The sequence below is a fragment of the Microbacterium lacus genome, assembly GCF_039531105.1.
GTDB lineage: Bacteria > Actinomycetota > Actinomycetes > Actinomycetales > Microbacteriaceae > Microbacterium > Microbacterium lacus.
The window spans coordinates 540,429-567,155 of sequence record NZ_BAAAPK010000001.1 but is presented as its reverse complement, the minus strand read 5'-3'; the positions used below and the strand labels follow the sequence as shown (position 1 = coordinate 567,155).

Annotated in this window: 28 protein-coding genes and 3 tRNA genes; 11 read left to right on the top strand and 20 right to left on the bottom strand. The window is 69.8% G+C overall.

The window, feature by feature from the left end; all coding sequences use genetic code 11:
- Positions 1 to 6: 6 nt before the first annotated feature.
- Together cls and ABD197_RS02730 are read right to left on the bottom strand one after the other, a co-directional pair.
- Entirely contained in the window at positions 7 to 1,473 is a 1,467-nt protein-coding gene (gene cls, locus ABD197_RS02735) for a cardiolipin synthase (protein WP_344051346.1), read from the bottom strand.
- A 41-nt stretch (positions 1,474 to 1,514) separates the two neighbouring features.
- Entirely contained in the window at positions 1,515 to 1,703 is a 189-nt protein-coding gene (locus tag ABD197_RS02730) for a hypothetical protein (RefSeq protein WP_344051345.1), read from the bottom strand.
- A 111-nt stretch (positions 1,704 to 1,814) separates the two neighbouring features.
- On the opposite strand from ABD197_RS02730, the gene ABD197_RS02725 reads away from it, so the two are divergent.
- Positions 1,815 to 2,942, top strand: coding sequence for a DUF4192 family protein (locus tag ABD197_RS02725; RefSeq protein ID WP_344051344.1), 1,128 nt, complete (start codon positions 1,815 to 1,817; stop codon positions 2,940 to 2,942).
- A gap of 24 nt (positions 2,943 to 2,966) precedes the next feature.
- Here the strand turns inward: ABD197_RS02725 and lysS are convergent, their stop codons facing one another.
- The 11 genes from lysS to hpt all read right to left on the bottom strand — a co-directional run bounded on the left by lysS (position 2,967) and on the right by hpt (position 12,975).
- Positions 2,967 to 4,490 carry a lysine--tRNA ligase gene (gene lysS / locus ABD197_RS02720; RefSeq protein WP_344051342.1) on the bottom strand — a complete coding sequence of 508 codons (1,524 nt, stop codon included), beginning with the start codon at positions 4,488 to 4,490 and terminating at the stop codon, positions 2,967 to 2,969.
- Between the two features lie 58 nt (positions 4,491 to 4,548).
- Positions 4,549 to 5,250, bottom strand: coding sequence for a DUF2520 domain-containing protein (locus tag ABD197_RS02715; protein ID WP_344051340.1), 702 nt, complete (start codon positions 5,248 to 5,250; stop codon positions 4,549 to 4,551).
- A complete protein-coding gene (locus tag ABD197_RS02710; RefSeq protein WP_344051338.1) occupies positions 5,247 to 6,884 on the bottom strand; it encodes a PH domain-containing protein in 1,638 nt (545 codons plus the stop codon). Before ABD197_RS02710 ends, ABD197_RS02715 begins: the two co-directional genes overlap by 4 nt.
- A complete protein-coding gene (locus tag ABD197_RS02705) occupies positions 6,881 to 7,495 on the bottom strand; it encodes a PH domain-containing protein (protein WP_344051335.1) in 615 nt (204 codons plus the stop codon). Before ABD197_RS02705 ends, ABD197_RS02710 begins: the two co-directional genes overlap by 4 nt.
- Positions 7,452 to 7,934, bottom strand: a complete 483-nt coding sequence (locus tag ABD197_RS02700; protein WP_344051333.1) for a DUF3180 domain-containing protein — start codon at positions 7,932 to 7,934, stop codon at positions 7,452 to 7,454. Before ABD197_RS02700 ends, ABD197_RS02705 begins: the two co-directional genes overlap by 44 nt.
- Positions 7,931 to 8,464 carry a 2-amino-4-hydroxy-6-hydroxymethyldihydropteridine diphosphokinase gene (folK, locus tag ABD197_RS02695; protein WP_344051331.1) on the bottom strand — a complete coding sequence of 178 codons (534 nt, stop codon included), beginning with the start codon at positions 8,462 to 8,464 and terminating at the stop codon, positions 7,931 to 7,933. Before folK ends, ABD197_RS02700 begins: the two co-directional genes overlap by 4 nt.
- Positions 8,461 to 8,856 (bottom strand): dihydroneopterin aldolase, encoded by a 396-nt coding sequence (gene folB, locus ABD197_RS02690; RefSeq protein ID WP_344051330.1) that lies wholly within the window; start codon positions 8,854 to 8,856, stop codon positions 8,461 to 8,463. The genes folK and folB overlap by 4 nt, the downstream gene beginning before the upstream one ends.
- Positions 8,829 to 9,677, bottom strand: coding sequence for a dihydropteroate synthase (gene folP, locus ABD197_RS02685; RefSeq protein WP_344051328.1), 849 nt, complete (start codon positions 9,675 to 9,677; stop codon positions 8,829 to 8,831). The genes folB and folP overlap by 28 nt, the downstream gene beginning before the upstream one ends.
- Positions 9,674 to 10,264, bottom strand: a complete 591-nt coding sequence (gene folE, locus ABD197_RS02680; RefSeq protein ID WP_344051326.1) for a GTP cyclohydrolase I — start codon at positions 10,262 to 10,264, stop codon at positions 9,674 to 9,676. The genes folP and folE overlap by 4 nt, the downstream gene beginning before the upstream one ends.
- A 9-nt stretch (positions 10,265 to 10,273) precedes the next feature.
- Complete coding sequence (gene ftsH, locus ABD197_RS02675) at positions 10,274 to 12,280, bottom strand: ATP-dependent zinc metalloprotease FtsH (RefSeq protein WP_344051324.1); 2,007 nt, start codon at positions 12,278 to 12,280, stop codon at positions 10,274 to 10,276.
- Positions 12,281 to 12,423: 143 nt separating this feature from the next.
- Positions 12,424 to 12,975, bottom strand: coding sequence for a hypoxanthine phosphoribosyltransferase (gene hpt, locus ABD197_RS02670; protein WP_344051322.1), 552 nt, complete (start codon positions 12,973 to 12,975; stop codon positions 12,424 to 12,426).
- A 52-nt stretch (positions 12,976 to 13,027) separates the two neighbouring features.
- On the opposite strand from hpt, the gene ABD197_RS02665 reads away from it, so the two are divergent.
- Positions 13,028 to 13,567, top strand: coding sequence for a DUF937 domain-containing protein (locus ABD197_RS02665; RefSeq protein WP_344051320.1), 540 nt, complete (start codon positions 13,028 to 13,030; stop codon positions 13,565 to 13,567).
- Here the strand turns inward: ABD197_RS02665 and tilS are convergent.
- Complete coding sequence (gene tilS, locus ABD197_RS02660; protein WP_344051317.1) at positions 13,564 to 14,565, bottom strand: tRNA lysidine(34) synthetase TilS; 1,002 nt, start codon at positions 14,563 to 14,565, stop codon at positions 13,564 to 13,566. The genes ABD197_RS02665 and tilS overlap by 4 nt on opposite strands.
- A 162-nt stretch (positions 14,566 to 14,727) precedes the next feature.
- Here tilS and ppa point away from each other — a divergent pair, with 162 nt between their 5' ends.
- Positions 14,728 to 15,261 (top strand): inorganic diphosphatase, encoded by a 534-nt coding sequence (ppa, locus tag ABD197_RS02655; protein ID WP_344051315.1) that lies wholly within the window; start codon positions 14,728 to 14,730, stop codon positions 15,259 to 15,261.
- Between the two features lie 75 nt (positions 15,262 to 15,336).
- Here ppa and ABD197_RS02650 read toward each other — a convergent pair whose 3' ends face one another.
- A complete protein-coding gene (locus ABD197_RS02650) occupies positions 15,337 to 16,743 on the bottom strand; it encodes a peptidoglycan DD-metalloendopeptidase family protein (protein ID WP_344051313.1) in 1,407 nt (468 codons plus the stop codon).
- 209 nt (positions 16,744 to 16,952) lie between these two features.
- Here ABD197_RS02650 and ABD197_RS02645 point away from each other — a divergent pair.
- The 4 genes from ABD197_RS02645 to ABD197_RS02630 all read left to right on the top strand — a co-directional run bounded on the left by ABD197_RS02645 (position 16,953) and on the right by ABD197_RS02630 (position 18,653).
- Positions 16,953 to 17,025, top strand: a tRNA-Glu gene (locus tag ABD197_RS02645).
- A 28-nt stretch (positions 17,026 to 17,053) separates the two neighbouring features.
- Positions 17,054 to 17,127, top strand: a tRNA-Asp gene (locus ABD197_RS02640).
- Positions 17,128 to 17,188: 61 nt separating this feature from the next.
- A tRNA-Phe gene (locus ABD197_RS02635) sits at positions 17,189 to 17,261 on the top strand.
- A 105-nt stretch (positions 17,262 to 17,366) separates the two neighbouring features.
- Complete coding sequence (locus ABD197_RS02630; protein ID WP_344051311.1) at positions 17,367 to 18,653, top strand: MFS transporter; 1,287 nt, start codon at positions 17,367 to 17,369, stop codon at positions 18,651 to 18,653.
- Between the two features lie 9 nt (positions 18,654 to 18,662).
- Here the strand turns inward: ABD197_RS02630 and ABD197_RS02625 are convergent, their stop codons facing one another.
- Positions 18,663 to 19,619 carry a sodium-dependent bicarbonate transport family permease gene (locus ABD197_RS02625; protein WP_344051309.1) on the bottom strand — a complete coding sequence of 319 codons (957 nt, stop codon included), beginning with the start codon at positions 19,617 to 19,619 and terminating at the stop codon, positions 18,663 to 18,665.
- Between the two features lie 105 nt (positions 19,620 to 19,724).
- Between ABD197_RS02625 and ABD197_RS02620 the strand changes: the two genes are divergently transcribed.
- A complete protein-coding gene (locus tag ABD197_RS02620; protein ID WP_344051307.1) occupies positions 19,725 to 20,003 on the top strand; it encodes a helix-turn-helix transcriptional regulator in 279 nt (92 codons plus the stop codon).
- A 21-nt stretch (positions 20,004 to 20,024) separates the two neighbouring features.
- Here the strand turns inward: ABD197_RS02620 and ABD197_RS02615 are convergent, their stop codons facing one another.
- The 3 genes from ABD197_RS02615 to ABD197_RS02605 form a co-directional block, all read right to left on the bottom strand.
- Entirely contained in the window at positions 20,025 to 21,920 is a 1,896-nt protein-coding gene (locus ABD197_RS02615) for a beta-L-arabinofuranosidase domain-containing protein (protein ID WP_344051305.1), read from the bottom strand.
- Positions 21,921 to 21,961: 41 nt separating this feature from the next.
- A complete protein-coding gene (locus ABD197_RS02610) occupies positions 21,962 to 22,441 on the bottom strand; it encodes a tetratricopeptide repeat protein (protein WP_344051303.1) in 480 nt (159 codons plus the stop codon).
- A 117-nt stretch (positions 22,442 to 22,558) separates the two neighbouring features.
- Positions 22,559 to 23,071: a glycine cleavage system transcriptional repressor gene (locus ABD197_RS02605; RefSeq protein ID WP_344051301.1), complete on the bottom strand. Its 513-nt coding sequence runs from the start codon at positions 23,069 to 23,071 to the stop codon at positions 22,559 to 22,561.
- A gap of 110 nt (positions 23,072 to 23,181) precedes the next feature.
- On the opposite strand from ABD197_RS02605, the gene ABD197_RS02600 reads away from it, so the two are divergent.
- On the top strand, positions 23,182 to 24,345 hold the full coding sequence (locus ABD197_RS02600; protein ID WP_344051298.1) for a polysaccharide deacetylase family protein: 1,164 nt from the start codon (positions 23,182 to 23,184) through the stop codon (positions 24,343 to 24,345).
- A gap of 8 nt (positions 24,346 to 24,353) precedes the next feature.
- Here ABD197_RS02600 and ABD197_RS02595 read toward each other — a convergent pair whose 3' ends face one another.
- Positions 24,354 to 25,499, bottom strand: a complete 1,146-nt coding sequence (locus ABD197_RS02595) for a glycosyltransferase (protein WP_344051295.1) — start codon at positions 25,497 to 25,499, stop codon at positions 24,354 to 24,356.
- 76 nt (positions 25,500 to 25,575) lie between these two features.
- Between ABD197_RS02595 and ABD197_RS02590 the strand changes: the two genes are divergently transcribed.
- Together ABD197_RS02590 and kynA are read left to right on the top strand one after the other, a co-directional pair.
- Positions 25,576 to 25,836 (top strand): glutaredoxin family protein, encoded by a 261-nt coding sequence (locus ABD197_RS02590; RefSeq protein ID WP_344051293.1) that lies wholly within the window; start codon positions 25,576 to 25,578, stop codon positions 25,834 to 25,836.
- Positions 25,837 to 25,863: 27 nt separating this feature from the next.
- A complete protein-coding gene (gene kynA / locus ABD197_RS02585; protein ID WP_344051291.1) occupies positions 25,864 to 26,724 on the top strand; it encodes a tryptophan 2,3-dioxygenase in 861 nt (286 codons plus the stop codon).
- The last annotated feature ends 3 nt before the right edge of the window (positions 26,725 to 26,727 follow it).

Below are 26,727 nucleotides of genomic sequence, written 5' to 3'. Positions count from 1 at the left end.
CTCCACCTACTGCAGTGCGCTCGTGAGCCGCGCGAGGTTGTCCAGCACCGTCGAGCGCAGCGGCTGCTTCTCCCATTCCTCGAGGGTCAGCTGTCGGCTGAGCGCACGGTACTGCGCCTCCACGTCGCGCATCTCGCGCACGAACTCCTCGCCGCGCACAAGCATCGAGATCTCCATGTTGAGACCGAACGAGCGCATGTCCATGTTGCTGGAACCGATGATGGCGACCTCGTCGTCGATCGTCATCGACTTGCTGTGCAGGATGTAGGGCTTGCGGTACATCCAGATCTGCACGCCGGCGCGCAGCAAGGCCTCGTAGTAACTGCGCTGCGCGTGATAGACCATCGCCTGGTCGCCCTCCTCGGAGACGAAGAGCTCGACGTGGATGCCGCGCTGGCAGGCCGTCGTGATCGCCAGGAGCAGCGCCTCATCCGGAACGAAGTACGGACTGACGATGATGATCTTGCGCTGGGCGGCGTAGAGCAGCCCGGCGAACAGCTTGAGATTGTTCTGGAACTCGAAGCCTGGTCCGGACGGGATGATCTGGCAGTCGAGGTCGCCCGGTCCGCTCTTGACGTCGAACAGGTCGATCTCGTCCGTGAGCACCTCGTCCGTCTCGCTGAACCAGTCCGAGAGGAACACCGCGTTGACGGACGCCACGACGGGTCCTTCGATCCGCGCCATGAGGTCCACCCAGTGCAGGCCCCGCTTGATGTTCTTGCTCAGGTTGTACGTCGAATCGGTCACGTTCTGCGAGCCGGTGAACGCGACCCGGCCGTCCACGACGAGGAGCTTGCGGTGATTGCGCAGGTCGGGGCGCTGGTACCTCCCCTTGAGAGGTTGGACCGGGAGCATGAGATGCCACTGGGCACCCATGGCGTCCAGGCGCTTGAGGGTCTTCTTGTAGAACGGCTTGCCGCGGTTCGCCCAATGGTCCAGCAGCACGCGGACCGTCACCCCGCGCGCGGCGACTTCCTCCATCGCCCGGAAGAAATTGTCGGTCGACTTATCGGACTGCAGGATGTAGAACTCCACGTGGATGTAGCGCTCCGCCTCTCGGATGGCGTCCGCCATCGCATCCAGACTCTGCTGGTACTCCGAGATCAGGTGGGCCGAGTTGTCGCCGGCGAGCGGCATCGCGCCCAGGTTGCGGTTGAGCGTCACGAGCGACGTGAACCACCCCGGCGCATTCGGCCGGAGGGTGCCGAAGTCGAGGTGCTCGCTTGTCTCCTGGATGTAGGAGTTGATCTGCTCCTGCTTGCGGCGCCGCTTCCGCGGCAGCCGCGGGTTGCCGATCAGGAGGAACAGCAGAACACCGACGAACGGGATGAAGTAGATCGCCAGAAGCCAGGCGGTCGCGGCCGTCGGCCGGCGGTTGCGCGGCACGATGATGATCGCGGCGACGCGGATGACCAGGTCGGTGATGAAGACGAGGATGAGCCACCACGTCGCATCGAACGTGACAGTGATCACTCGGCCTCCCCGTGGACCCTCTCAGCTTACGGGGCGAACACTCAGCGCTCGGAAGTCGCGGGCTCCGGGGGCAGACCGCGCTTCGCGCGTTCCTCCGCCTCGATGCGGGCGTACACGCGCCGCTCGGTCCGGTCGGCACGCAGGATGCTGCGGAGGATGAAGAAGAACAGTCCGCTCACGACGACCGTCGGCAGCAGCGACCAGAACACGGCCACCCAGTAGTCATCCATACCCTCCAGGATACGCCCATCCACTTCTCCCCAACCCGGCTCGGGGGCCGACCTTTCCCCAGCTTCGGAGAGCGGCCGTTCGGGGACCCGCGGATCGGCGAGGGTCATCGCATGACCACGATCGTCAAGGCCGCGAGCGCGGCGCAGTTCCTGTCCCTCATTCCGAAGATGCTCGGCTACCTCCCGACGCAGAGCCTCGTCCTCGTTCCCTTCTCCGGCAAGCGCAGCATCGGAGCGATGCGCTTCGACCTGCCTTCCGACGCCGATGCGGAAGACATCGCCCGCGTCGCGGCGACCTTCATCGGCATGGTGTGCCGGCTGCCCGAAGCCGACGCCGTCGCCGCGATCGCCTACACGGACGAGTACTTCGCCGGCCGGGGACTGCCGCACGCGGATCTGTTCGACGCGCTCGAGGACCGCGCCGACGCGTGCGGTCTGCGCATGAACGACGCGTTGAGCGTCGCCGCCGACGGGTGGGGTTCGCACTTCGATCCCGCGTGCCCTGCGGGCGGGCGCCCGCTGGCGGAGCTGGCCGCCGAGCCCCGCGGCGCCGAGGACCTGACCGTCACCGACGGCGATCAGGCCTCCGGTGCGGAGCTCCCGCGCGTCGACCTCGCCGAGAAGGAGCGCACCGCGCGAGCGGTCGCATCCCTGGATGCCGCGGCGCGCCTGCTGTGCGGCCAGGGCGAGCCCTTCGCAGATGACCACGCCCGGATCGATCCGCAGGCGCTCGCCGCGGCGTGCGTGCTGGATGATCTGCCGACGCTGTTCGAGGAGGCGCTCGACTGGGATGCCGAGAGTCTCGCCCCGTTCGATGCTGCGGCTCTGGCCTGGTGTCTCATGCGCCCGGCGTTGCGCGACATCGCCCTCGTGCAGTGGTGCCGGGGGATGAACGCCGGGGATGAGGCCTTCGATGCTCAGCTGCGCTGGGAAGCCGGGGAGGAGTACCCCGCACACCTGGCGATGCAGATGTGGGGAGAGGGCGAACGGCCGGATCCCGACCGACTCCTCGCGGCGCTCACTCTCTTGCGGCGTATTGCGGCGGCGGTTCCGCGCGATGCGCGCGCCGGAGTGCTCGCGACGTGCGGATGGCTCGCTTGGGCGCTCGGCAGGTCGACCCACGCCGAGCGGTACGCGGTCCTCGCGTGCGAGATCGAACCCGAGCACGGGCTCTCCGAGATCGTGCGATCGTTCGTGCACGCCGGGCACCTGCCGGACTGGGCGTTCCGGCGGGTCTGAGGACGCCGGTTCAGCGCCGTGTGCTCACTTGACCAGCGGGAAGAGGATCGTCTCGCGGATGCCGAGCCCCGTGACGGCCATGAGCAGGCGATCGATCCCCATGCCGAGCCCGCCCGAGGGCGGCATCCCGTGTTCGAGCGCACGCAGGAACTCCTCGTCGATGCGCATCGCCTCGAGGTCGCCGCGGGCGGCGAGCTTGGCCTGCTCGGTGAACCGCTCACGCTGGATCACCGGGTCCACGAGCTCGGAGTATCCGGTTGCGAGCTCGAATCCGCGGACGTACAGATCCCACTTCTCGACGACGCCCGCGATCGAGCGATGCTCGCGGACGAGGGGGCTCGTGTCGACCGGGAAGTCCATCACGAACGTCGGTCGGACCAGCCCACCCTTGACGAAGTGCTCCCAGAGTTCTTCGACGAGCTTGCCGTGGGTCGCGAGCGGCGGCTCTTCGACACCGGCGGACGCTGCCAACGACCGGAGATCCTCGAGCGAGGTCTGCGGCGTGACCTCGACGCCCGCGGCGGCGGAGAGGGAGTCGTACATCGAGAGTCGGTCCCACCGGCCGCCGAGGTCGTACTCTGTGCCGTCCGCCCACGTCACGGTCGTGGATCCGGCCACGGCGAGCGCGGCGTTCTGGACGAGGTCCTGCGTCAGGTCGGCGATCCCGTTGTAGTCCGAATAGGCCTCGTAGGACTCGAGCATCGCGAATTCGGGGCTGTGCGTGGAGTCGGCGCCTTCGTTGCGGAAGTTGCGGTTGATCTCGAACACGCGCTCGAGACCCCCGACGACGGCCCGCTTGAGGAAGAGCTCGGGTGCGATGCGCAGGTAGAGGTCGGTGTCGAACGCATTGGAGTGCGTGATGAACGGGCGGGCCGATGCGCCGCCGTGCTGCACCTGCAGCATGGGAGTCTCGACTTCGATGTACCCGCGGTCGGCGAACGTCTGGCGCAGCGAGGCATTGACCTTCGCCCGCGCGCGGACGGTCTGCCGAGCCTGATCGCGCACGATCAGGTCGAGGTACCGGCTGCGGACTCGGCTCTCCTCCGAGAGCTCGCCGTACATGTTCGGCAGCGGCAGGATCGCCTTGGCGGCGACCTTCCATTCGGCGACCATGATCGACAGCTCGCCGCGGCGGCTCGAGATCACCTCACCGGACACGTACACGTGATCGCCGAGGTCGACGATCTCCTTCCACTGCGCGAGGGACTCCTCACCGACGGCGGCCAGCGACACCATGGCCTGGATGCGGCTGCCATCGCCCGACTGGAGCGTCGCGAAGCACAGCTTGCCGGTGTTGCGGCTGAACACGACGCGGCCCGCGACCGCAGCGGTCACGCCGGTCTCCTCGCCCGCCTCCAGGTCGGCGTACCGCTCGCGCAGGGCCGGGATCGTGTCCGTGATCGGGAGCGAGACCGGGTACGCGCCGCCGGCGGCATCCTCGCGGTCCGCGATGAGTCGCTCCCGCTTGGCGAGCCGCACCGCCTTCTGCTCGAAGATGTCCTCTTCGGTCGGCTCGGGGGCGTCGGCGGGCGCGGGCGTGTCGCTCATCTGTTCTCGGGGCTCCTCGGAAAGTCGGGCCCAAGTCTATCTGCGCCGCTCTGTGCGGTCAGGGCTCGAGGGCTCCCGGGGCCCCCGACCCGGCATCCGAGAGCGCTTGATCGACCGCCGAATGCACGAGCGCCGACAGGTAGCGGCCGGGCTCGGGCACGCCGGCGCCCGCGAGCAGATCAGTGGACTGCCGCACGATCGAGCGCGAGAACTCTGTGGCGGTGGCGAGCGCCTCGGCGTACGCCGGCCGAGCCTCCTCGGCGACGACGACCGGTTCGCAGCCGAGCTCCACCGCGAGCGCCTGGGCGATCGGCAGCACCGCGGCAGGCGCGGTCACGGCGGCGTACGCGTGGGCGAGCTGGCGCAGATCCATCGACGTGCCGGTGAAGGTGACGGCGGGGTGCACTGCCAGCGGGATCGAGCCGCGGGCGGATGCCGGACCCAGGACACCGGTGCCGTACGCCGGATCGGTGTGCAGGACCAGCTGCCCGGCCTGCCACGCGCCCAACTCGGCGAGTCCGGACACGAGCCCGGGGAGCTCGTCGTGCGGCACGGCGATCACCACGAGCTCACTGCGGCGGACGACCTCCAGGGCATCGAACCTGGGGACGCCAGGGAGGACGGCCTCCGCGCGCTCCTCATCCGCGCCGCGGGTGATGCCGACGATCGCGTGTCCGGCGCCCCCGAGCGCGGCGCCGATCACGGGCCCCACGCGACCGGCGCCGATGACGCCGACCCCGAGCCGACCGTCCCGCCTCACCGCGGCACCTCCAGCGGATCCGTCCTCGGGTCCATCCCCGCGCCGCCCTCGGGGTCCGATGCCTCTCCCTGCGCCCACCGGTGGGTGTGGTCCCGCGCGGCCGCGTGGATCACCGCCGCTTCGGCGGTCCCGAACAGCTCGAGCGCGGCATCCCGATCGATGATCCCCAGCCGTCCCGAGACGCGCCCCGCAATCGTGTGGGCGCGCACGCTCGCGACGCGCAACGCCCGGTCGAGCGGGCCCTGCTCGAGCCCGATGCTCTGCAGGCGGGCGAGCGGGAACACCGCGAGCGTGCGCCAGATCGCCCCACGGCGCATCAGGAGGACGTCGGGTGACAGCTGGAAGCCGTTGCGGCGCCAGGAAAGGAGCCGCAGCAGTCGCGCGCGGCGCGGCGTGTTCGTGTACGGGTCGGCTTCGCGCGGACCGAGCAGTCCGTGCTCGAAGACGAGGGGCCACTCCGCCTCGGGGAGGTCGAGCAGCAGAAGCCGCAGCACCCGCTCGACGTCGGAGCGCGTGCCGACCGGCAGTACCGTCGTGAACTGGTCGGTGGTCCCGTCCGACAGGCCCCGCCCGGACAGTCGGTTCACCGTGATCGCCCACCAGCCGAACGGGCGCCACAGCAGCGACTGCTGCACCTCGATCGCGTGCACGCGCCCGGGCGGCAGGATCTCGGTGATCGTGGTGAAGAGGCCGAACGTGATGCGCACCCCCGAGGGGGTCGGGGCGATCGAATACCGGAGCGATCGTGTGATCGTCCGCACCCAGTAGGCCCCGAATCCGAGGAGCGCGGGAATGAGGGTGAACAGCACCCACGGCGTCCCCGCGATCGATCCCACGACGATCGCCACGGTGATCGCGACGAGCCACAGCGTAGAGGAGCTCAGCAGCCGCGAGGCGATGAGCCGGCCGACGGGGATGTGGACGACCGACTCGGGCTCGCTCACGGGCTCTTCCGCGCCCTCGATGAGTCCGGTGATCCCGGCGCTCACCACGGATGCCGCCGCCGCGCGCCGCGAGACGATTCCAGGATCCACCCGTTCGGCCCGCGCCTGCCGGCTCCCCGAGGCGAGCCGAAGGATGTCCGCGCGCACGGCCTCCGCGTTGCCCGTCGACAGGTATTCGAGCTTCACGTTCGCGTCCAGTCCGGCGCCGACGACCTCGAGCTTGGCCATGCCGACGAGCCGGGCGAGCATGGGCCGGGTCAGATTGACGCCCTGCACCCGATCCAGCGGCGCGCGGCGATGGGTGCGGAACAGCACGCCGCTGCGCACTTCGACGTCGTCGCCGGTGATCCGGAACGTGTGGAAGCGCCACGAGAGGTAGAAGAGCCCGATCAGCACCGCGAGGATGCCGAGGAGGGCGAGGCCCGCGACCAGGTAGAGGTTGTTCGCGATGATGAAGTCGACGGGGTCGCCGCCGGACTCGAATTCGCGGATGTCGCGATCGATGTCGTCGTCGAACCACGGCAGGAAGAGGAAGACGAGACGGTCGCGCAGGTTCGCGATCACGATGCCCGCGACCACGACGAGGAACAGCCCACCCCGGAAGAGCGGGGTGAGCGGATGCAGGCGGTGCCACTCCCCGTCCGTGAGGGTCGGTGCCGCCACGGCGCGCGGCGCGTCCGGTTCGGTCACAGGCCCGTCCGGCGCGACTCGGCGACGTCCACGAGCGTGTCGCGCAGCTGTTCGGCGGCGGCTTGCGTCAACCCCGGGATGACGACGCCGGTCGAGGCCGCCGCCGTCACGAGCTTGAGCTGCGCGATTCCGAAGCCTCGATCGAGCGGTCCGTGCGTGATGTCGACGAGCTGCATGCGGCCGTAGGGGACGGCCACGACGCGCTGCCACAGGATCCCGCGACGGAACACGAGATCGTCGCGGCGCAGCTGGTAGCCGTACGCCCGGGCCTGCCGCGGGGTGATCGCCATCGTCCAGATCAGGATCACCAGGAACACGCCGGCAGGGATCCACACCCAGAGCTGGTGCCACAGCAGGCTGGCGGCGATCGCAGCGGCGGCGACGACGAGCATCGCGACGCCGGTGGAGATCAGCTGCACCCACACGTACTGCCGGGCCAGCTGGTGCCAGGTGCCGTCGCCGAGTGGCAGCCGCCCCGCCGCACGGGGTTCGCGGACCGCGTCGTACGTGTCGCGATCGAAGACGGATGCCGTCGCCTGGCCCTCCGCCGGGGCGGACGGCGAGCGATCAGCGGTGGTCGGGGGAGGCATCGAGTCCGGGCTGTTCGTCATCGTCGTCCTTCCGGATCGTGCAGAGGTGCTCCGCGTACAGGCCGGCCGCCACGAGGGCCGCACCGCACACCGCGGTCGCGATGACGGCGCCCATCGAGCCTACCGACGGCGGGACGGGCCGGGTCAGCAGGAAGATCGCGAGACCGCCGGCGAGACCCGTCACCACGGCGCCGACGATGCTCGACGCTTTCGCGAGCATCGCGATCCGCAGCGCCCAGAACGGGTTCACCGGGGCCTTGAGTGTGCCCTTGGTCGCCCGGCGGATCGGCAGGGCAAGTGCGATCACGACCGCGCCGAGGAGCACGAGGAAGATCGGCAGGGTGACGGAGGGCGTGAAGGTCGCCCGACCGCCCGCCGTCAGGGCCTGATCGAGCAGGAACCCCGCGGCGACGCCGAGGGCGGCGGAGACGAGGAGAAGACCGGCGCCGGTGCGCTTCACGCGGTGCTCCGCAGCTGGGCGAGCAGGTCCTCCACGCGTCCGGCGCCGGGGATCTCGGCATCCGGATCGAGGGACAGCCACGGCACGAGGACGAAGTCGCGCTCAGCGGCGCGCGGGTGCGGCAGCGTGAGGTGGGCGTCGCGGCTGACCACGTCGCCGTACGCGATGAGATCGAGATCGAGTGTCCGGTCGCCCCACCGCTCGCGACGCTCGCGGCCGTGCCTGGTCTCGATCGCCTGCAGGAAGGCCAGCAGCACCGACGGCGCGAGCCGGGTCTGCACGAGCGCGACCGCGTTCAGATACGCCGGGCGCTCGGCGTCTGGTCCGTCGGGCGTGACCGCGACGGACTCCACCGGCGCCGAGGCGCGGACGTCGTCCACGAGGGGCAGCCGCTGCAGTTCGGCGAGCGCGGCGTCGAGGGTCGCGACGCGGTCGCCGAGGTTGGACCCCAGCCCGACGACGGCTCGGACCGGCGGGCGCGGAACGTTCTCGTGCTCGGAGTCGAATCCGTGAGCGAGTCGTCGGTTCATGCGGGCTCCTCGGGAGCGGGGGTGAACAGGGTGCCGCGACGGATCGTGACCGACACGCCGGAGAAGGTGAGCGGGATGGGTGCCTGCGGCTTGTGGACGGTGACCGCGACCATTCGGACGCCGGCAAACGTGAGAACCGCATCCGCGATGCGCTGCGCGAGGGTCTCGAGGAGGTTCACCGGCTCACCGGCGACGATCGCGGCGATGCGCTCGGCCACCTCTCCGTAGTGGACCGTGTCGGCGACGTCGTCGCTCGCGGCGGCCGCGGCGGTGTCGACGTACAGCCGGGCGTCGACGATGAATTCCTGGCCGTCGCGGCGCTCATGGTCGAAGACTCCGTGGTGTCCGAAGACCCGGAGGCCGGTCAGCGCGATCTCGTCGACGTGGTCCATCGTCCCTCCCCCTTCCAGAGGTCGGCGATGCGGAGGGCGTCCCGGGTGGCGGCGACGTCGTGGACGCGAACGCCCCACGCGCCTGCCTGGGCGGACAGCACGCTCGTGACGGCTGTGGCGAGGTCGCGCCGGGCTGTCGTCACGTTCGGGTCGTCCGTCGTGCCGTCCGTGGCGAGGGCCTCGGCGAGGAAGCGCTTGCGGCTCGCTCCGACGAGCACGCGGTGACCCAGCCCGACGATGCGCGGCAGCGCCCGCAGCGCCTCCCAATTCTGGCCGCCCTTCTTGCCGAAGCCGATGCCCGGGTCGACGACGAGGCGTCCCGGTGGGATGCCGGCCTCGGCGGCGGCCGCGACGCGCTCGGTGAGTTCGCCCAGCACGTCGCGCACGACGTCGTCGTATTGGGCGCGCGCGTACATATCGGCGGACGGGCCGCGCCAGTGGCCGATGATCGCCTCGGCGCCCGATTCGGCGATCGCGGGGAGCATGTCGGGGTCCGCGAGACCCCCCGAGACGTCGTTGACGTAACGGGCCCCGGCGGCCACCGCCGCGCGTGCGGTGGACGCGTTCATCGTGTCGACGCTCACGCGGGCGCCGGCCTCCGTCAGAGCCTGGATCACCGGAAGCACGCGCTCCTGCTCTGTGCGCGGTGCGACGCGCTCCGCACCCGGGCGGGTGGACTCGCCGCCCACGTCCAGGATGTCGGCGCCTTCGGCACGCAGCCACAGTCCGTGGGCGATCGCCGCGTCCGCGTCGAGGTAGCGGCCGCCGTCGCTGAACGAATCGGGCGTCACGTTGACGATCCCCAGGATGAGGGTGGTCATGCGCGGCTGCTCCCGAGAAGCGCGATGAGCTCGCCGCGCGCAGCCGGGTCGGCCAACTCGCCCCGCGCGGCGATCGTCAGGGTCCGCGCCTCGGGCTGACGCTCGCCGCGCATCGTCACGCACTCGTGCGCGGCATCCAGCACGACGAGCACGCCGCGTGTGTCCAGCGACGCGGCGATCGTGTCGGCGATCTGCTCGCCGAGCCGCTCCTGCACCTGCGGACGCGAGGCGAGGATCTCGACGACCTTCGGCAGGGCGCCGAGCCCGACGACCTGCTCGCCGGGCAGATACGCGATGTGCGCGCGTCCGCGGAACGGGAGCAGATGGTGCTCGCATATTGAGCGGAAGGCGATGTCTCGCAGCATGACCGCTCCCGACGGGAGGGTCTCGGGAGCCGGCCCCCGGGTCACCGAGATGGTGTGCGCGAGCGGGGCGGCGGCATCCTGCCCGACCCCCGAGAAGAACTCGGCGTACGCGTCGGCGACGCGCCCCGGCGTCAGCCGGAGACCCGGACGCTCGGGGTCTTCTCCGATCGCCGCCAGCAGCTCTCGGACGAGCGCGGCGACGCGCTCACGGTCGACGGCCACGGGCCGAGCCTACGCGGTCGCGGGTCGCGCCTGCCCGGTGGGACGACGCTTCGCGGCCTTCTCGGGCGCGCCCTGTTCGACCTCGACACTCGCCGCCACACCCTCGGGGTGCACGCGCCGCGGCACCTCGACCGGCGGCTGGTAGGACACCGGACGGTTCTCGCTGGAGAGCCACTGCGGACGCGGCGGGAGGCGCTTGACGTCCTTGAAGATCTCGGCGAGCTCGAGGTGATCCAGGGTCTCCTTCTCGAGGAGCGCCAGCGCGAGCCGGTCCAGGACATCGCGATTGTCGTTGATGACCTGGTACGCCTCGTTGTGCGCCTGCTCGATGAGGGCGCGCACCTGGTTGTCGATGCGCTCGGCGATCTTCTCGCTGAACTCGCGGCCGTGGCCCATGTCGCGGCCCATGAACACCTCGCCGCTCGCGGAGCCGAGCTTGACGGGCCCCACCTCGTTGGTCATGCCGTACTCGGTGACCATCTTGCGCGCGATGTTCGTGGCCTTCTCGATGTCGTTGGAGGCACCGGTCGTCGGGTCGTGGAAGACGATCTCCTCGGCGACGCGGCCGCCCATTGCGTAGGTCAGCTGATCCTGCAGCTCGTTGCGGGTGACGGAGTACTTGTCGTCGATCGGCAGCACCATCGTGTATCCGAGCGCCTTGCCGCGCGGGAGGATCGTGACCTTCGTGACGGGGTCGGTGTTGTTCATCGCCGCGGCGGCGAGTGCGTGACCGCCCTCGTGGTACGCCGTGATGAGCTTCTCCTTGTCGCGCATGACGCGCGTGCGTCGCTGCGGACCCGCGATCACCCGGTCGATCGCCTCGTCGAGTGCGCGGTTGTCGATGAGCTGCGCGTTCGAGCGCGCGGTGAGGAGGGCGGCCTCGTTCAGGACGTTCGCGAGGTCGGCACCGGTGAAGCCGGGGGTCTTGCGGGCGACGACCTCGAGGTCGACGCCGTCCGCGAGCGGCTTGCCGCGACCGTGCACCTCGAGGATGCGCTTGCGGCCCTTGAGGTCGGGCGCGTCCACGCCGATCTGCCGGTCGAAGCGGCCCGGGCGCAGGAGCGCGGGGTCGAGGATGTCGGGGCGGTTCGTGGCCGCGATCACGATGACGTTGACCTTGGGGTCGAAGCCGTCCATCTCGACCAGCATCTGGTTGAGGGTCTGCTCGCGCTCGTCGTGACCGCCGCCCATGCCGGCGCCGCGGTGACGACCCACGGCGTCGATCTCGTCGATGAAGATGATCGCGGGCGAGCTCTCCTTCGCCTGGGTGAAGAGGTCGCGCACGCGGCTCGCGCCGACGCCGACGAACATCTCCACGAAGTCCGAGCCGGAGATCGAGTAGAACGGAACGCCCGCCTCGCCGGCGACGGCGCGGGCGAGCAGCGTCTTTCCGGTTCCGGGAGGGCCGTACAGCAACACGCCCTTCGGGATGCGCGCGCCGACGGCCTGGAACTTCGACGGATCCTTCAGGAAGTCCTTGATCTCCTGCATCTCCTCGATCGCCTCGTCGGCGCCGGCGACATCGTCGAACGTGACGGTCGGGGACTCCTTCGAGACGAGCTTCGCGCGGGACTTGCCGAACTGCATGACCTTGCTGCCGCCGCCCTGGGCGCTGGAGAGCAGGAACCAGAACAGCACACCCAGCAGGAGCAGCGGGAGCATGAGCGAGAGGAAGCCGTCGAACCACGTGGGGCGCGGGACCGCGTCGTTGAAGCCGTCGGCGGGGTCGGCCGCGTTGATCGCGTCGACGACCTCGCTCGCGCGCGCGGTCACGTAGTAGAACTGCACGTCGGACGCGCCGTCGTAGGGCTTGGACAGCTTCATGTCGACGCGCTGGTCGCCGTCGGTGTTGAGCACCTCGGTGACCGTCCCGCCCTTCAGCAGCTCCAGACCCTCCTGGGTGGAGACCTGCTTCGCACCGCCGAGGCTCGAGATGAGTGAGAAACCGACGATCAGGAAGATGCCGATGATGAGCACATAGAACAGCGGGTTCCGGGTGATCTTCTTGAAGTCCATGGTGCGGGCGAGGCCCGTTCCCTTTCGTCGACGATCCGCGCGGGGCATCGGGATGCCCGGGCGACAGTGGATTCAGGGTATCCCGCCGCGCCTATGCCCGGACTGTGCATTCGCCCACGGCGTACAGTGCGCGGGCTGTGGGATCAGCTGTAGACGTGAGGGGCGAGGATCGCGACGTCGCGGAGGTTGCGGTACTTCTCGGCGTAGTCCAGGCCGTACCCGACCACGAACTCGTTGGGGATCTCGAACCCGACATAGCGGCAGTCGACGTGGACCTTCGCGGCATCCGGTTTGCGGAGAAGGGCGAACACCTCGACGGATGCCGCTCCCCGCGACGCGAAGTTGGTCAGGAGCCAGCTCAGGGTGAGGCCCGAGTCGATGATGTCCTCGACGATCAGGACGTGCTTGTCGTGGAGGTCCGTATCGAGGTCCTTGCGGATCTGGACGACACCGCTGGAGCGCGTGCCGGTGCCGTACGACGAGACCGCCATCCAGTCCATCGTCACCTCGCCCGGCAGCGCGCGCGAGAAGTCGGCCATGACCATCACCGCGCCCTTGAGCACGCCGACCAGCAGCAGCTCCTTTCCGGCGTAGTCCACCGCGACCTGCGCGGCGACCTCCTCGAGCTTCGCGAGGATCTGCTCTTCGGTGACGAGGACTTCGGTGATCTCGCTCTGGACATCGGCGGCGCGCATGGAGAGAGTTTAGGACAGCGGGGCGACGGCGCCCCAGACGAGGAGGCTCGGCATGGCCGGACTGGACGACATCCTGCAGGCTCTACCGATCGACGACATCGCGCGGCAGCTCGGCGTGCCGCCGAGCGAGGCGCGCCGAGCCGTCGAAGAGGGCGGGGCGACGATCCTCGCCGGCCTGCAGCGCAACGCGCAGACGCCCGACGGGGCCGCCGCGCTCGAGAAGGCGCTCGGCGCGCACGGCGGCGAGACCGCCTCGGGACGGATCGATCTGAACAACCTCAGCACGACCGATGGACAGAAGATCCTCGGCCACGTCTTCGGCGGCCAGGAGCAGCAGGTCGCACAGAAGCTCACGGACGAGCCGAAGACCGCCGGGATCGACTTCGGCAAGCTCCTGCCGATCCTCGCGCCCATCATCATGGGACTCATCGCCGATCAGCAGCAGAAGTCGGCGCCGTCGCAGGGCGGTGGCGCGGGCGGCGGGCTGGGCGATCTCATCGGCGGCCTGCTCGGTGGCTCCGCCACCGGCAGCTCCTCCCCCGGAGGGCTCGATGTCGGGGGACTCCTCGGAGGCCTGTTCGGCAAGAACTAGGAGGCGGATGCCGTGAACTCGACGCGTCCGCCGACGCGGCGGGCGCGGCATCCGGGCAGGTCGATCGGACCTTGGCCCGACCATGCCGTCACGAGTCGGGCGACCTCGAGCGTCTGCGCACGTGTGAGGCTCGCGTGGAATTCGCTCGCGACGACGTGCCGGATGATGCGGTTCCGCAGCGCCGCCGGGTTGGCCGCGAGAGCTGCGACGGAGACGGAGATGCCCGCTTCGGCGTGCTCGACGATGTCCTCGATCGTCTCGTCGATCATGTCGTCGAACGCCTCGGCGTCCTCCCGCAGCTGGGCCGCGGTGCGCGCGAGTGCGTCCGCGATACCCGGACCGAGCTCGGCCTCGAGCACCGGCAGAACCCGCTCACGCACGCGCACGCGCGCGTACGCGGGGTCGGCGTTGTGCGGGTCGTCCCACGGCGTGAGGTCCTCCGCCGCGCACGCGGCGCGCGTCGTCTTGCGGCGCACCTCGAGAAGGGGGCGGAGCAGGCTGATGCCGGGCACGAGCTCCGCTTCCGGCGCCATGCCCTGCAGGCTCGCGCCGCCGGAACCTCGGGCGAGCCCCAGCAGCACGGTCTCGGCCTGGTCGTCGAGCGTATGGCCGACGAGGACGGCGATCGCGCCGGTCTGCGCCGCCGCGTCGGCCAGGGCTCGGTAGCGTGCCTCGCGAGCCGCGGCCTCCGGTCCGCCGGTGCCGCCGACCTCGACTCGGACGACGCGCGCGTCGAGTCCGAGGCGCTCGGCCTGGGCGGATGCCGCGGCGGCGGCATCCGCTGACCCCGGCTGCAGACCGTGGTCGACCGTGACGGCGACCGCGCGGATACCGCGCTTGGGCGCCTCGAACGCGGTCGCCGCGGCGAGCGCGAGCGAGTCCGCGCCTCCGGACAGCGCGACGAGCACTGTGGTCCCCTCCGACAGCGCGGCGAGCGCCTGCCGCACGGCGCGGCGCACCTCGGCGACGGCCGGACTCAGGCTCGATCGGTTCTCCACGCGTTCACGGTATCGGCCATGCCGCGTGAAAGCGCGGGGCGATTATGGTCTGAACGTCGCTCAGACGGGCCGAAACCTGCCGTTTCTCCCCGTTCTTTCACCGTGAGCGCCCCGAGTAGGCTGGTGCGCGGCATCCCACCCCCTCACCAAGGAGCGACACGCATGGCTTCACACGACGCCGTCATCGAGATCCCGCGCGGCAGCCGCGTCAAGTACGAGGTCGACCACGGCACCGGTCGCGTGTTCCTGGACCGCGTGCTGTTCACTCCGATGGGCTATCCGGCCGACTACGGCTTCTTCGAGAACACCCTCGGCGAGGACGGTGACCCGCTGGACGTGCTCGTGCTGCTGGATGTCACGCTGTTCCCGGGTGTCATGGTGAATGTCCGCCCGGTCGGCGTGCTGAAGATGAAGGACGAGGCCGGCGGCGACGACAAGCTCGTCGCGGTCCTGACGAAGGACCCGCGCTGGAGCCACATCCAGGACCTCGAGGACATCCCGGAGTACACGAAGAAGGAGATCGAGCACTTCTTCGAGCACTACAAGGACCTCGAGCCGAACAAGTGGGTCAAGGTCGACGTGTGGGCCGGCAAAGACGAGGCGGAGCGCCTGCTCGCCGAGTCGATCGTCCGGTTCGCCGAGCACGAGGGCGAGACCAAGACTCAGGGTGAGGGCGTCGCGCCCAAGACCGTCTGAAGTCGCTTCGCTTCGAAGGCGGATGCCGCGCTCAGCGCGTCGTCCGCCTTCGGCGTTCCGGGCGGGACTGCCGGCTCAGAGCCAGACGCCGCGGTCCGCCATGAACGGCGCCGGGTTGACCGTGCGCCCGTTGACGTAGACCTCGAAGTGCAGGTGGCAGCCGAAGGAGTTGCCGGTCTGACCGGTCGCCGCGATCAGCTGGCCGGAGTTGACCCACTGGCCGTAGCCGACGTAGAAGCCGCCGTAGGAGATGTGAGCGTATCCGGTCGCGACGCCGCCGCCGTGATCGATCTTGATGTAGTTGCCGTACCCGCCGTTGTACCCGGCGTAGACAACCGTGCCCGACTGTGCGGCGTAGATGCCCGACCAGCAGGCTTGTCCGAGATCGGTGCCCTCGTGGTACCCGCTCGAGCAGTACCCGTTGCCGCATTGGACGTACCGCGGACCGTACCCTGAGGTCACACCGCCCGCACCCGGGCGGGCCCAGCCGGACCCACTCACGGTGCCGCCGCCGTACCCGCCGCCGCCACCACCGCCGCCGCCGCCGCCGCCGCCACCGCCGTTGGCGGCGGCGGCCGCCGCAGCGGCCGCCGCCGCTTCGGCAGCGCGGCGCTCGGCTTCGGCACGCAGGGCTGCCTGGCGCTTCTCCTCGGCGATCCGAGCGGCTTCGACCCCCGCCTGGTAGTCGGCGACGGTCTTGGCCGTGGTGTCCTGCAGGGCTGCCAGCTGCGCCTCGAGAGTGGCGAGGTTCGCGGTCTGCGCGTCGAGAGCCGCCTGTGCGGCGTTCGCGGCTTCCTGCGCGGCCACCATCTTCTGCTCGGCATCCGCCTGCAGCCGGTCGCGCTCGTTACGGGCGACGACGGCCTGGTCGCTGAGGCTCTGGGCGGAATCGCGTGCGAGCACTGCTTCGGAGTAGACGTCGCTGTTGCGCTCGATCAGCTTGTCCATCGTGCCGAGGCGGGCGAGCAGATCGTCGGTCGTCGCGGCGGAGCCGGAGAAGAAGAGCTCGAGCGAGGTGTCATCCCCGCCGTCGCGGTAGAGCTGGGCCGCGAGGCGTCCGGCTTTCGCGGCGGACTCCGAGGCCTGGGCGGCCTTCTCGTCGGCCTGCGCCTGGAGCTCGTCGGCGCGACGGGCCTGCGCGAAGAAAGCCTGCTGCGCCTCGTAGAAGATGTCGGAGGCCACCTTCGCCTCCGCCTGCGTGCGGGCGACCTCGGCGTTCAGGCTCTGGATGAGCCCCTGGATCTTCGTGACTTCGGCGGCTTTGGCGGCTTCATTGGCACGGGCGGCTTCGACGTCGGCCCAGGACGGGTAGTCGGCGGCGAAGGCGGCAGAGATGACGGGACCGCCGGTGACGCCGAGCGCCGCCACCCCGAGCAGGCCCATGCCGAGGGCTGCGCGCCGGCTCATCGTGGGGAAGAGGGCGCGACGCTCGCGCGGAGTGGGCGCGCAGCCGCAATCTTCCGGCGATTGCTCGGAGTCCACGATTCCTCCTACACGAAGACGACTTTGATCACACTAGCAACACGAGTCACAGGCGCAAGGGGTGGATGAGGTTCATCCTGCCCGCAAAAGCCCTGGTGCGCACGACCCCCCGCCGCACCGCACACGGACAGGTCAGTGGTTCGATTGGCGGATCGTCTCGGTATTACGTATGCTTGAGCGTCGGTAACGGTGAGCCTCCGGGTTCATCCGGCCCCATCGTTTAGTGGCCTAGGACGCCGCCCTTTCACGGCGGTAGCACGGGTTCGAATCCCGTTGGGGTCACATCCGACATATACAACTTCATACGCATGGCCCTGTAGCGCAGTTGGTTAGCGTGCCGCCCTGTCACGGCGGAGGTCGCGGGTTCAAGTCCCGTCAGGGTCGCTCCGAGCGACAGCCCCTTCTCGGAGGGGCTTTCGTCTAGGACGCGGCATCCGTGCCGCGCGGCTCTGTAGCTCAGTTGGTAGAGCGCACGACTGAAAATCGTGAGGTCACGGGATCGACGCCCGTCGGAGCCACTGGGACCCTCGTGTGGCTTCTACGCACGGGGGTTTCTTCATGCCCTGCCGACGTGCCGCCGCTGCGGGTCGGCGCCGTCCGAAGCCTGGGACGATGGAACCCTCATGACTACCGCCACGACGCGCCCCACCGCCGGCGTCGGCGCCGTGATCGTCGCCCAGCTGCTGCTGCGAACGGCCTCCGCCGCCGGAGCACTCGCTCTCGGCGCGTACTTCGTCGATCTGGCGCGCGCCGGAGCACCCGTCGGAGCCTTGGTCCTCGGCATCCTGTCCGGCCTGAGCTTCCTCGCCGAGCTCGTCCTCGCCCCGATCGCCGGTTCGGCCAGCGATCGGCACGGAAGGCGTCTATTCCTCATCGCCGCGCCGTTGCTGGCCGCAGCCGGCGTCCTGATCATCCCGGGCGCGTCCCTCATCACCGTCGCGCCCTCCCTGCTGCTGGTCGTGGTGATCGTCGGCACGTCCCGGCTCCTCGACGGCGCGAGCGGGGCCCTCGCCGCTCCGGCCACGCTCGGGCTGCTCGCCGACGCCAGCGACGAGGACCGCTCCCGCCGCGGGCGCGTGACGAGCTTCTACGAACTGTCCTCCTCGAGCGGGATCGCGCTCGGAGCCGTCGCCGGGCCCCTCCTCTACGGCACCCTCGGGCTTTGGACCTTCGCCGTCCTCGCGGGGGTCTATCTCGTCGCCGCGCTGCTCGTCATCGCGTTCGTGCGACCCGGCACGACGGCATCCGTCACTGCCCCGCGAACGAGTGTGCGCGAGCGCGTCCGGGTCATCCGGCAGCCCCGGCTGATCGCGTTCCTCCCCGCGTGGATCGCCGTGAACGCGATCCTCGGCACGTGGGTCACGTCGCAGATCACGTTCGTGCTCGCCGGCGACCGGACGGCACCGGGCCAGCTGCTGCCGGGCGCGTTCGCGGGCAATGAGGCGGGGCTGTCCGCCGTGCTCGGCATCTACGTGCTCGTCTTCAGCGTGTGCATCGTGGCGTGGTCGTTCTTCATCGGGCGCCTCCCGACGGTCCCCACCCTCTTCGTGACCGTCTTCGGCGCGATCCTCGCCTCGGTCGGTCTCATCCTGATCAACCGAGGTGTGCCGCTGGTCGTCGCAATACCCCTGATCCTCGCCGGCGTCTTCCTCGAGGCCGGATTCACACCGGCGGCGCTCATCCACCTCAGCGACATTTCCGCCGATTTCCGCGAGAACCGCGGTCTCATCATGGGCGTCTACTCAGTGGTCGTGGGAGCCGGGTACCTTCTGGGCAACGTCCTGGGCGGGGTCTTCGCCGAGTGGCTCCTCTTCGACGGGCTCGCGATCCTCACCCTCGTGCTGTCGGCGGTCGCGCTGATCTCGATTGCGATCATGTGGCGGATCGAGCGGCAGCGCGCAGCGCGCTGAGAGGCGTCCTCACAGCGCCACCGCGATCGCCGTGAACAGCGGGATGCCGACCGTCAGGTTCAGCGGGAACGTGACGCCGAGACTCGCCGCGAGCGGATACGCGAGGTTCGCGTCCGGCAGCGACATCCGCACGGCGGCGGGCGCGGCGATGTACGACGCGCTCGCGCACAGCACACCCAGGATCGCGGCCCCTCCGGTGTCGAGCCCCGCGGCGGAACCGACGAGGACTGCGGTGGAGCCGACCACGAGCGGGAACAGGATCGCGAAGGCGATCAGACCCACCGCCCCGGTGCGCAGCGCGCCGAATCTGCGGGCGGCATCGATACCGAGGGCGAGCAGGAAAAGCACGAGCGCGCCGCGGAACGGCTCGCCGAAGAACGGCTCGACGCTCGCGTAGCCGCTCTCGCCGATCACCGCGCCGATCGCGAGTCCGCCGACCAGGAGCAGGATCGACTTCCCGGTGAGGATCTCGTGGATCGTGGCGCCCCACCGCCCGCGCCGCGCGGTGTGCCGCCGGGCGAGGAGAAGACCGATCAGGATGCCGGGAACCTCGAGCACCGTGAGGACGGTCGCCGCGTACGGCGGCACCACGATCTTCGCGGACTCCAGCGCGACGATCGCGGCGGTGAAGGTCACGAGCGAGGTGGACCCGTAGTGCGCGGCGACCGAGCCGCGGTCCACCGGGCCGAGCGGGGTGAGGACGCGCAGCGCGAGATAGGCGAGGACCGGGGTGACCAGACCGAATGCGATCGCGAGCGCGAGCGGGACCGCGAGGGAGGACGGATCGGTGCCCGCAAGCGCGACTCCGCCCTTCAGGCCGATCGCGAGGAGCAAATAGATGGAAAGGGTCTGCGTGAACGCGTCGGGGACCTTCAGGTCGGAGCGGATCGCGACCGCCAGAACGCCCAGCACGAATGCGAGCACGGGCGCGCTCAGCAGGCTCGCCATCGTGATCGATGAATCCATCTCCACGCCTCCTTATAGGTGCAGCTTTCTTCACCTATCGGAGGATACATGAAGAATACTTCACCCATTGACCACCCGTGCGAGAGCGGGGGCGAGAATGGAGGCATGTCGGCGTGGACCTTCCTCACCCATCACGCGCACGTGCTCCTGCAGGTGTCCGCGAACCCCGACGCGAGCGTCCTCGAGATCGCCGAAGCCGCGGGGATCTCGACGCGCTCAGCCGTGAAGATCCTCGGCGACCTCGAGGCGGGCGGGTACCTGGAGCGACACCGTCGGGGTCGCCGCAACCACTACGTCGTGCACCCGGAGCGACACCTGCGCCATCCGTCCAATGCGGCGCACACCGTCGGCGAGCTCCTCGAGGCGCTCGGCGACCTGACCTGACCTGAGCCGGCCCGGCGGCGGTCAGCCGGATCGCACCATGCTGAAGACGGTCTGACGGAGCGTCGTCTGCCCGATCGGGACGAGCACGACCTCGGTGTCTTCGGCACCTGTCGTCGCCGTGGAACGCGGCGAGGGATCGATCATCGGCACCGTCACGCGCACGCCGGTGTCGGCCCAGCTCACTTCGCCGCCCGCACGTTCGACCCGCGCCTCGGAGAGTCGCGCCTCCCGCAGCACGAGCGGTGATCGAGCGGCACCGTCGGCGGGCACGATGTCGAGATCGCGCAGGTTGCTCCCGGGATACCGTCGCGTCGCCACGGCCCGATGGACGATCGGTGCGGCGAGCGTGAGCGGGCCGAGCCGGAGCGCGACCCGCCCATCCGCGGTGGGCACCACGTCGAGCGACTGCGCGAGTGTGAGCCTGACCGTGCTCGCATCACCCCAGCGCCCGGTCACCGCGATCGTCATCGCGCGCCGTTCGATCACGACCTCGTCGACACGGGCCGTCACCACGGACGCTTCGCGGCACCAGCCGGGCACGCGAAGCTCGAGGGTGAAGACCTCTCCCCCCGCGCTCACCTCGATGTCGACGTCCTCGCCGAACGGGTAGCTCGTCCGCTGTCGCAGTCTCACCTCGCCGTTCCGGCCGGACAGGGTGAGGGTCATCGGCCCGTAGAGCTGCACGAGCCAGCCCTCCGGCATCCGCACGACCGCGTGTCGCAGCGCGAGCGGCAACAACCGCCCCGCGTTGGGGGCGCAGCAGACGGCGGCGTCATCGTGCGTCGGCGAGTAGTCCCACCGCGTGCCCATGGAACGGGTCGCCGCCGTCTGGTTCTCCGCGTGCAGGTAGCCCACCGCCGTGCCGTCCGCAAGGACACCGGCAGGAGCCGCGTTCAGCAGGATCGCCTCAGCACGATCGACCCAGCGCAGGTCCCCCGACACCGCCGCGGCGTGCAGGTAGGTGTCGGCGAGTTCGGTCAGCGCGCACTGCTCCTCCCCCGCTTCGGCCAGGTGGACGGGCGCTTGACCCGGCGCGCCGAGGGTCTCATCCGAGCGGATGCCGCCGCTGGAGCCCACCGCGACGGACAGCTTCGTCATCCCCCGGCCGAAGAGCTCTGTCCACGAGCCGTCCGGATCTCCCGTCATCACCGCGATCTGGAGCGGGACTCGGGCATGCTCGGCGACGTGCGCACCATGGCCGGTCATCGGGGCGTCCGACAGCAGCCGATCGCGCTGGAAGTCGGCGAACGGAGCGTCGATGTCGGCCGATGAGAAGGCGTCGTACAACGCGACCGCGGTCGCCGCGAAGGTGGGATCGGGTTCGCGCAGGTACGCGTCGTACAGGACGTCGATGAACATGAGGTCGTGTCCGGTGCGGCGGGTATCGCGAAAAGCGGTGCCGTCGGCGAGCGCCTGGTGAAGATGCGCGCACGTCCGCCGGATAGCGCGGTCGACCGCGTCGTGCACGGACTCGTCGTGCTCCGCATCCGCCCACGAGCGCAAGGCGCGCAGGAGGCAGGTCTGCGTCCACAGGTCGCCCGTGATGACGCCCCGGTCTGCGCGGTAAGCCTCTGCGAACATCCCGAGGTAGCCGTCACCCGACTGATGTCCGAGTATCCGCGCCACACGCGCGCGGGCGGTCTCGCGATCGTCGGCCGATCCGACCAGCGCGACATGACCGAGCCACGCGGCGAGCCAGTTGCCCTCGCTCTCGCCGTTCCACCACGCCACGCTCTCGGCATTGCGCGCGGGCGTGGCCGCGCCGAGCCGGCCGGAGGCGAACACGTCTCCACCGACCTCGACGCAGAGTTCCGGCATCTGACCGACGTAGCCGGCGAGCGCGTTCCGCGCCGACACGGCCATCCAGCCGTCGACGTCGACCGCGGACAGGGGCAGGGGAAGGCTCGGCCGACGCACACCTCCATCGTCGCAAGGATCCGACGCGTCGGACCACCCGCTCAGTCGGTCAGCAGCCCGGCATACTCGGCGAGCGCGCGTCCGTACAGCGGCACGTGCGGCGCGTGGTCCGTGAGGACGAGTCGGAGCGCCTCCGCGTGCCGGCCCTGGTCGTGGCGGGTCAGGGCGAGGAACGCACGCGCCGCCGCTCCGAGAGAGGGATCGTCCACGCGGGTCTGCAGAAGCTCCGCCGCCTCCTCGAGTCGGCCGACGTTGCGCAGCGTGCTGCCGAGCTGGATCACGGCGAAACCGTCGCGCTCGGCATCCAAACCTGCGGCAATGGCCCGTTGGTACAGCGGGACGGCCTGCTGCTCCTCACCCAGCATGTCGTGCAGCGACGCGCGCTCGAACAGCGCCGCCGCATCGTCAGCGGCGCGCTCGGCCAGCAGCGGCTCGAGCGCGGCCCACATCGCGTCCGGTCGCTCGTCATCGGCATCCGCCCAGAAGGCCGCGATGCGCTCGTCCCACGTCGCTTCGTCCACGCCCCCACGCTACGCGGGCGCCGCCCTGGCCGTGAGACGACAACTGCACGCCGAGACGGTGGGGAAACCCCATGGTCTCGGCGTGCAGTTGGCGTCTCAGCGAAACAAGGGAGCGGGTCAGGCCTCGCGGGTGACGTCGACCTGGATCTCGGCGGCGAGCGCCTCGAGCGCCGCCTGGACGGCGTCGACGTCGACGGATGCCGGCACCCGGGCGCTGATGGAGGCCTCGAACAGCCTGCCGCCGGCCATCGCCGCGTCGTACGTCTCGGTGCTCATCCGCTCGATGCTCAGGCCCTGCGAGCTCAGCGCGGTGGAGACCTCCCGCACGATGCCGGGGCGGTCGTTGCCGAGCACCCGGAACGAGAACTCGCGGTCGGGTGTCGAGACACCCTCGCCGGCACCGGCGTGCGCGGTGACGGTGAGGAGCCCGTCCAGCGCCGAGAGCGCGGCGCGCAGCTCCTCGACGCGGGTCTCGTCGACCGAGACCTGGACGATGCCCGCGAACGCGCCCGCGAGCTCGGCGAGCTGGCTGTTCTCCCAGTTGCCGCCGTGCGCGTCCACGACATCGGCGACGGCGGCGACCAGGCCGGCGCGATCGGGGCCGACGACGGTGAGGACGAGCGTTGTCATGGCCACAGCGTACCCACCGGCCGACTTCCCAGGCAGGCGCAAGATGCGGTCGTACGATGTGCGAGGGGCAGGCGAGCGACATCGCCTCGAAACGGTTGGGGCCGACCAGAGTGACTGATTCCACACGCAGCGGCGCGCGCAGGCGTCGCCCGTCCGCGCGGGTGCGGCGCCGTCGGCGCCTCACCGCCTTCATCTCCGCCCTCGTGCTCGTCGCCGCGCTCGTCGTCACGATCTCGGTGATCGCGCTGAACCGCGGTGGGGCGGATGCCGCTCCCGCGCCGGCCGATGCGACGAGCGATCCGACGCCCGAGCCGACCCAGACCCCGCTCACGGCCGCGCAGCAGCTGCTGGATTCGACCGACGACCCGAACGCGTGCGCCGTGAGCTTCGCCGGCGACGGAGTCGCCGATGCGCCCATGCTCCAGACGCAGGGCGCCCTGTATTCCGGGCTTCCGATCCCCTCTCGCGACGGCATGGTGTTCGCCGGCTGGTACGCCGATCCCGCAGAGGCGGCCGCGTTCAGCATCCCGTCCCGCGTCAACGGCTCCGAGCTCGTCGCGTGCACCGACCAGCAGATCACGCTGTACGGGTCGTGGAAGACACCGGACGAGAACGTGGCGGAGAACGCACGGATCCCGATCATGATGTACCACCAGTTCACGACGCGGCCCGAGGGCGAGGACGGGTGGCTGCGCGGCAACTACGCGTACATCGGCGACTTCGACGCGCACATGAACCATGTCGCCACCGGCGGGTTCTACCTCCCGACGTGGGACGAGCTGAGCGCCTTCATCGACGGCCGGCTCTGGCTGCCCAATCACTCCGTCGTCATCACGGACGACGACGCCGACCAGACCTGGTTCGACCTCGCGGTGCCGGTGATCGACAAGTACAAGCTGCTGTCGACGTCGTTCATGATCACCGCCTACCGCCAGGACCCGGCGCCGAGCCCGTACGTGCTGCGTCGCTCCCACACCCACGACATGCACCAGGCGGGCGCGAACGGCCAGGGTCGCATCGTGAACTGGAGCATCCCCGAGATCGTCGCCGATATGCAGGCCTCCGCCGACGTGCTCGGCGTGAAAGAGGTCATGGCCTACCCGTTCGGGCACTACAACGAGACGGCGAAGGAAGCGCTGCGCGAAGCGGGCTTCGAGATGGCGCGCACGATCGAGCCGGGATACGTCACGATCGGCACCGACAAGCTCGCGCTCCCGGTGGTGCGCGTGAACTACGGCATGAACGTGAATGACATCATCAACCTGATCGGCTGATCGCCCCGTCAGAGTTCACCGGGAGACATCGCCTGCGCATCGAGCTCGTCGACGAAGCGGCGACCGGCGCTCACGGGAGCGCCCGCCTTCCGCGGCGCGTAGACCACGAGTGAGTGGAACACGAAGCGCACGATGAAGGCGACGACGAGCGTGATCGCCGTGGCGATCACGGCGGAGATGTGACCGGTGTTCACCATGAGGGCCACGATGGGGATGCGGATCAGCAGTTCCGCGTTGTTGAAGGTGAACGACTTCGCGAAGCGCGACCAGACGCCGGATGCCGCCCCCTTCATGTCGTGGAAGACGAAGCGCTCCTGCAGCAGGAAGTTGCCGATGATCGTGACCTCGGACGCGACGATCGCGGCGATGAGGTAGTTGACGCCGAGGTGGGTGAGCGCCCACACCAGGGCGACGTTCGCCAGGGCCCCGAGTCCGCCGATCACGGCGAACAGCGACATCTTCCCGAAGCGCAGTGCGGTCAGCTGGGTGAGGAAGTGCAGCCCCTGGCGCACGGAGGCCTTCGAATCCCCCGCGTGACGGTCCGCGAACTCGAACGGCACTTCGGCGACGCGCAGGTTCTTGCGGGCGAGGATCTCGAGCAGGATCTTGAAGCCCCGCGGACGCAGGGTCTCGGCATCCAGCGCCCGCCGGTCGATCAGGAAGAATCCGGTCATCGGATCGCTGACGTCCTTGAGCCGGATGGGGAACATCGCGCGGGTGAGCGCCGTCGAGGCCTTCGAGACCATGACACGGGTGCGTCCGGCCAGGCCCGCCGAGGTCCCGTCGCCGGCGTAGCGGGAGGCGATCACGACGTCGACGTCGCCCTGCAGGAATCTGGCGTAGAGCGCGGGGATCTCCTCGGGGGGATGCTGCAGATCGCCGTCCATCACGAGGCAGGCATCCGCCGCCGCGGCGGCGATGCCCTCCAGGACCGCACCGCCGAGACCGCCGGTGCGCCGCGCGCGGTGGATCAGGCGGACCGGGATCGTCGCCTCCGCCGCGACCGCGGCGATCACGTCGGGAGTGTCGTCCGTGCTGTCGTCGACGAAGACGATCTCCGCGTCGATGCCCGCCGTCTCGGTCGTGACACGCCGAACGAGCTCCGCGATGTTGGGAGCCTCGTTGTAGGTCGGGACGACGATCGAGAGGTGCATGCCGGTCTAATCGTGCCATGCGACCCCGTGCCGGGCATCCGGCCGTCATCCAGGCTGCATGCGGGAGGATGGAGGGATGACTTCTTCACCCTCCTCCCTGACGGTGTTCGGTGCCGACTGGTGCCGCGACTGCATCCGCACCAAGAGCCAGCTCGACGGCCTCGGCGTGGAGTACACCTACGTCGATCTGGTGGCCGAGCCCGCCGCCGCGGACATCGCCCGCGAGATCTCCGGACGCACGCAGATCCCCGTGGTCGTGTACCCCGACTCGTCGCACCACGTCGAGCCGTCGAACGCCGACGTCGAGTCGAAGCTGCGCGAGCTGTCTCTGATCTGAGCGCGCCCCGCTCACTAGGCTGAGCGGGTGAGCGACGGCGTGCAGCAGAACACCCGGACGATCGAAGAGTCGGTCGTCACGGACTTCTCCGACCGCATGAGCTACGGCGGTTACCTCGAGCTGGACACCCTGCTCGCGGCGCAGCATCCGCTGAGCTCCCCGGAGCATCACGATGAGCTGCTGTTCATCATCCAGCACCAGACGACCGAGCTGTGGCTCAAGCTCGTCCTGCACGAGCTCTCCGGCGCGTGCGTCTTCCTGCGCGAAGACCGGCTCGCTCCGGCCCTCAAGTGCATCGCGCGCGTCAAGCACATCCAGCGCACGCTCACCGAGCAGTGGTCGGTGCTCGCGACGCTCACCCCCGCCGAGTACGCGCAGTTCCGCGGAGTGCTGGGCAACGCGAGCGGCTTCCAGTCCGCGCAGTACCGCGCGGTGGAGTTCACGCTCGGCAACAAGAACGCCGCGATGCTGCGCGTGTTCGACGCGGATGCCGCCGCACACGCCCTCGTGCGCGACGCGCTGGAGGCACCCAGCCTGTACGACGAGTTCTTGCGCCTGCTCGCCCGGCAGGGCTACGGCATCCCCGGCTCCGTCCTCGAACGCGATGTCACCAAGGCGTGGACGTTCACCCCCGAACTCGTGCCCCTGTTCGCCGAGATCTATGCCGATCCGCAGACGCACTGGGCCGCATACGAGACGTGCGAGGAGCTCGTGGACCTCGAGGACAACTTCCAGCTCTGGCGATTCCGGCACCTGAAGACCGTCGACCGCATCATCGGGTTCAAGAAGGGGACGGGCGGCTCGAGCGGCGTGCCGTTCCTGCAGCGGGCACTGGAGCTCACGTTCTTCCCCGAGCTGTTCGCGGTCAGGACCGAGATCGGCGGGTGACGG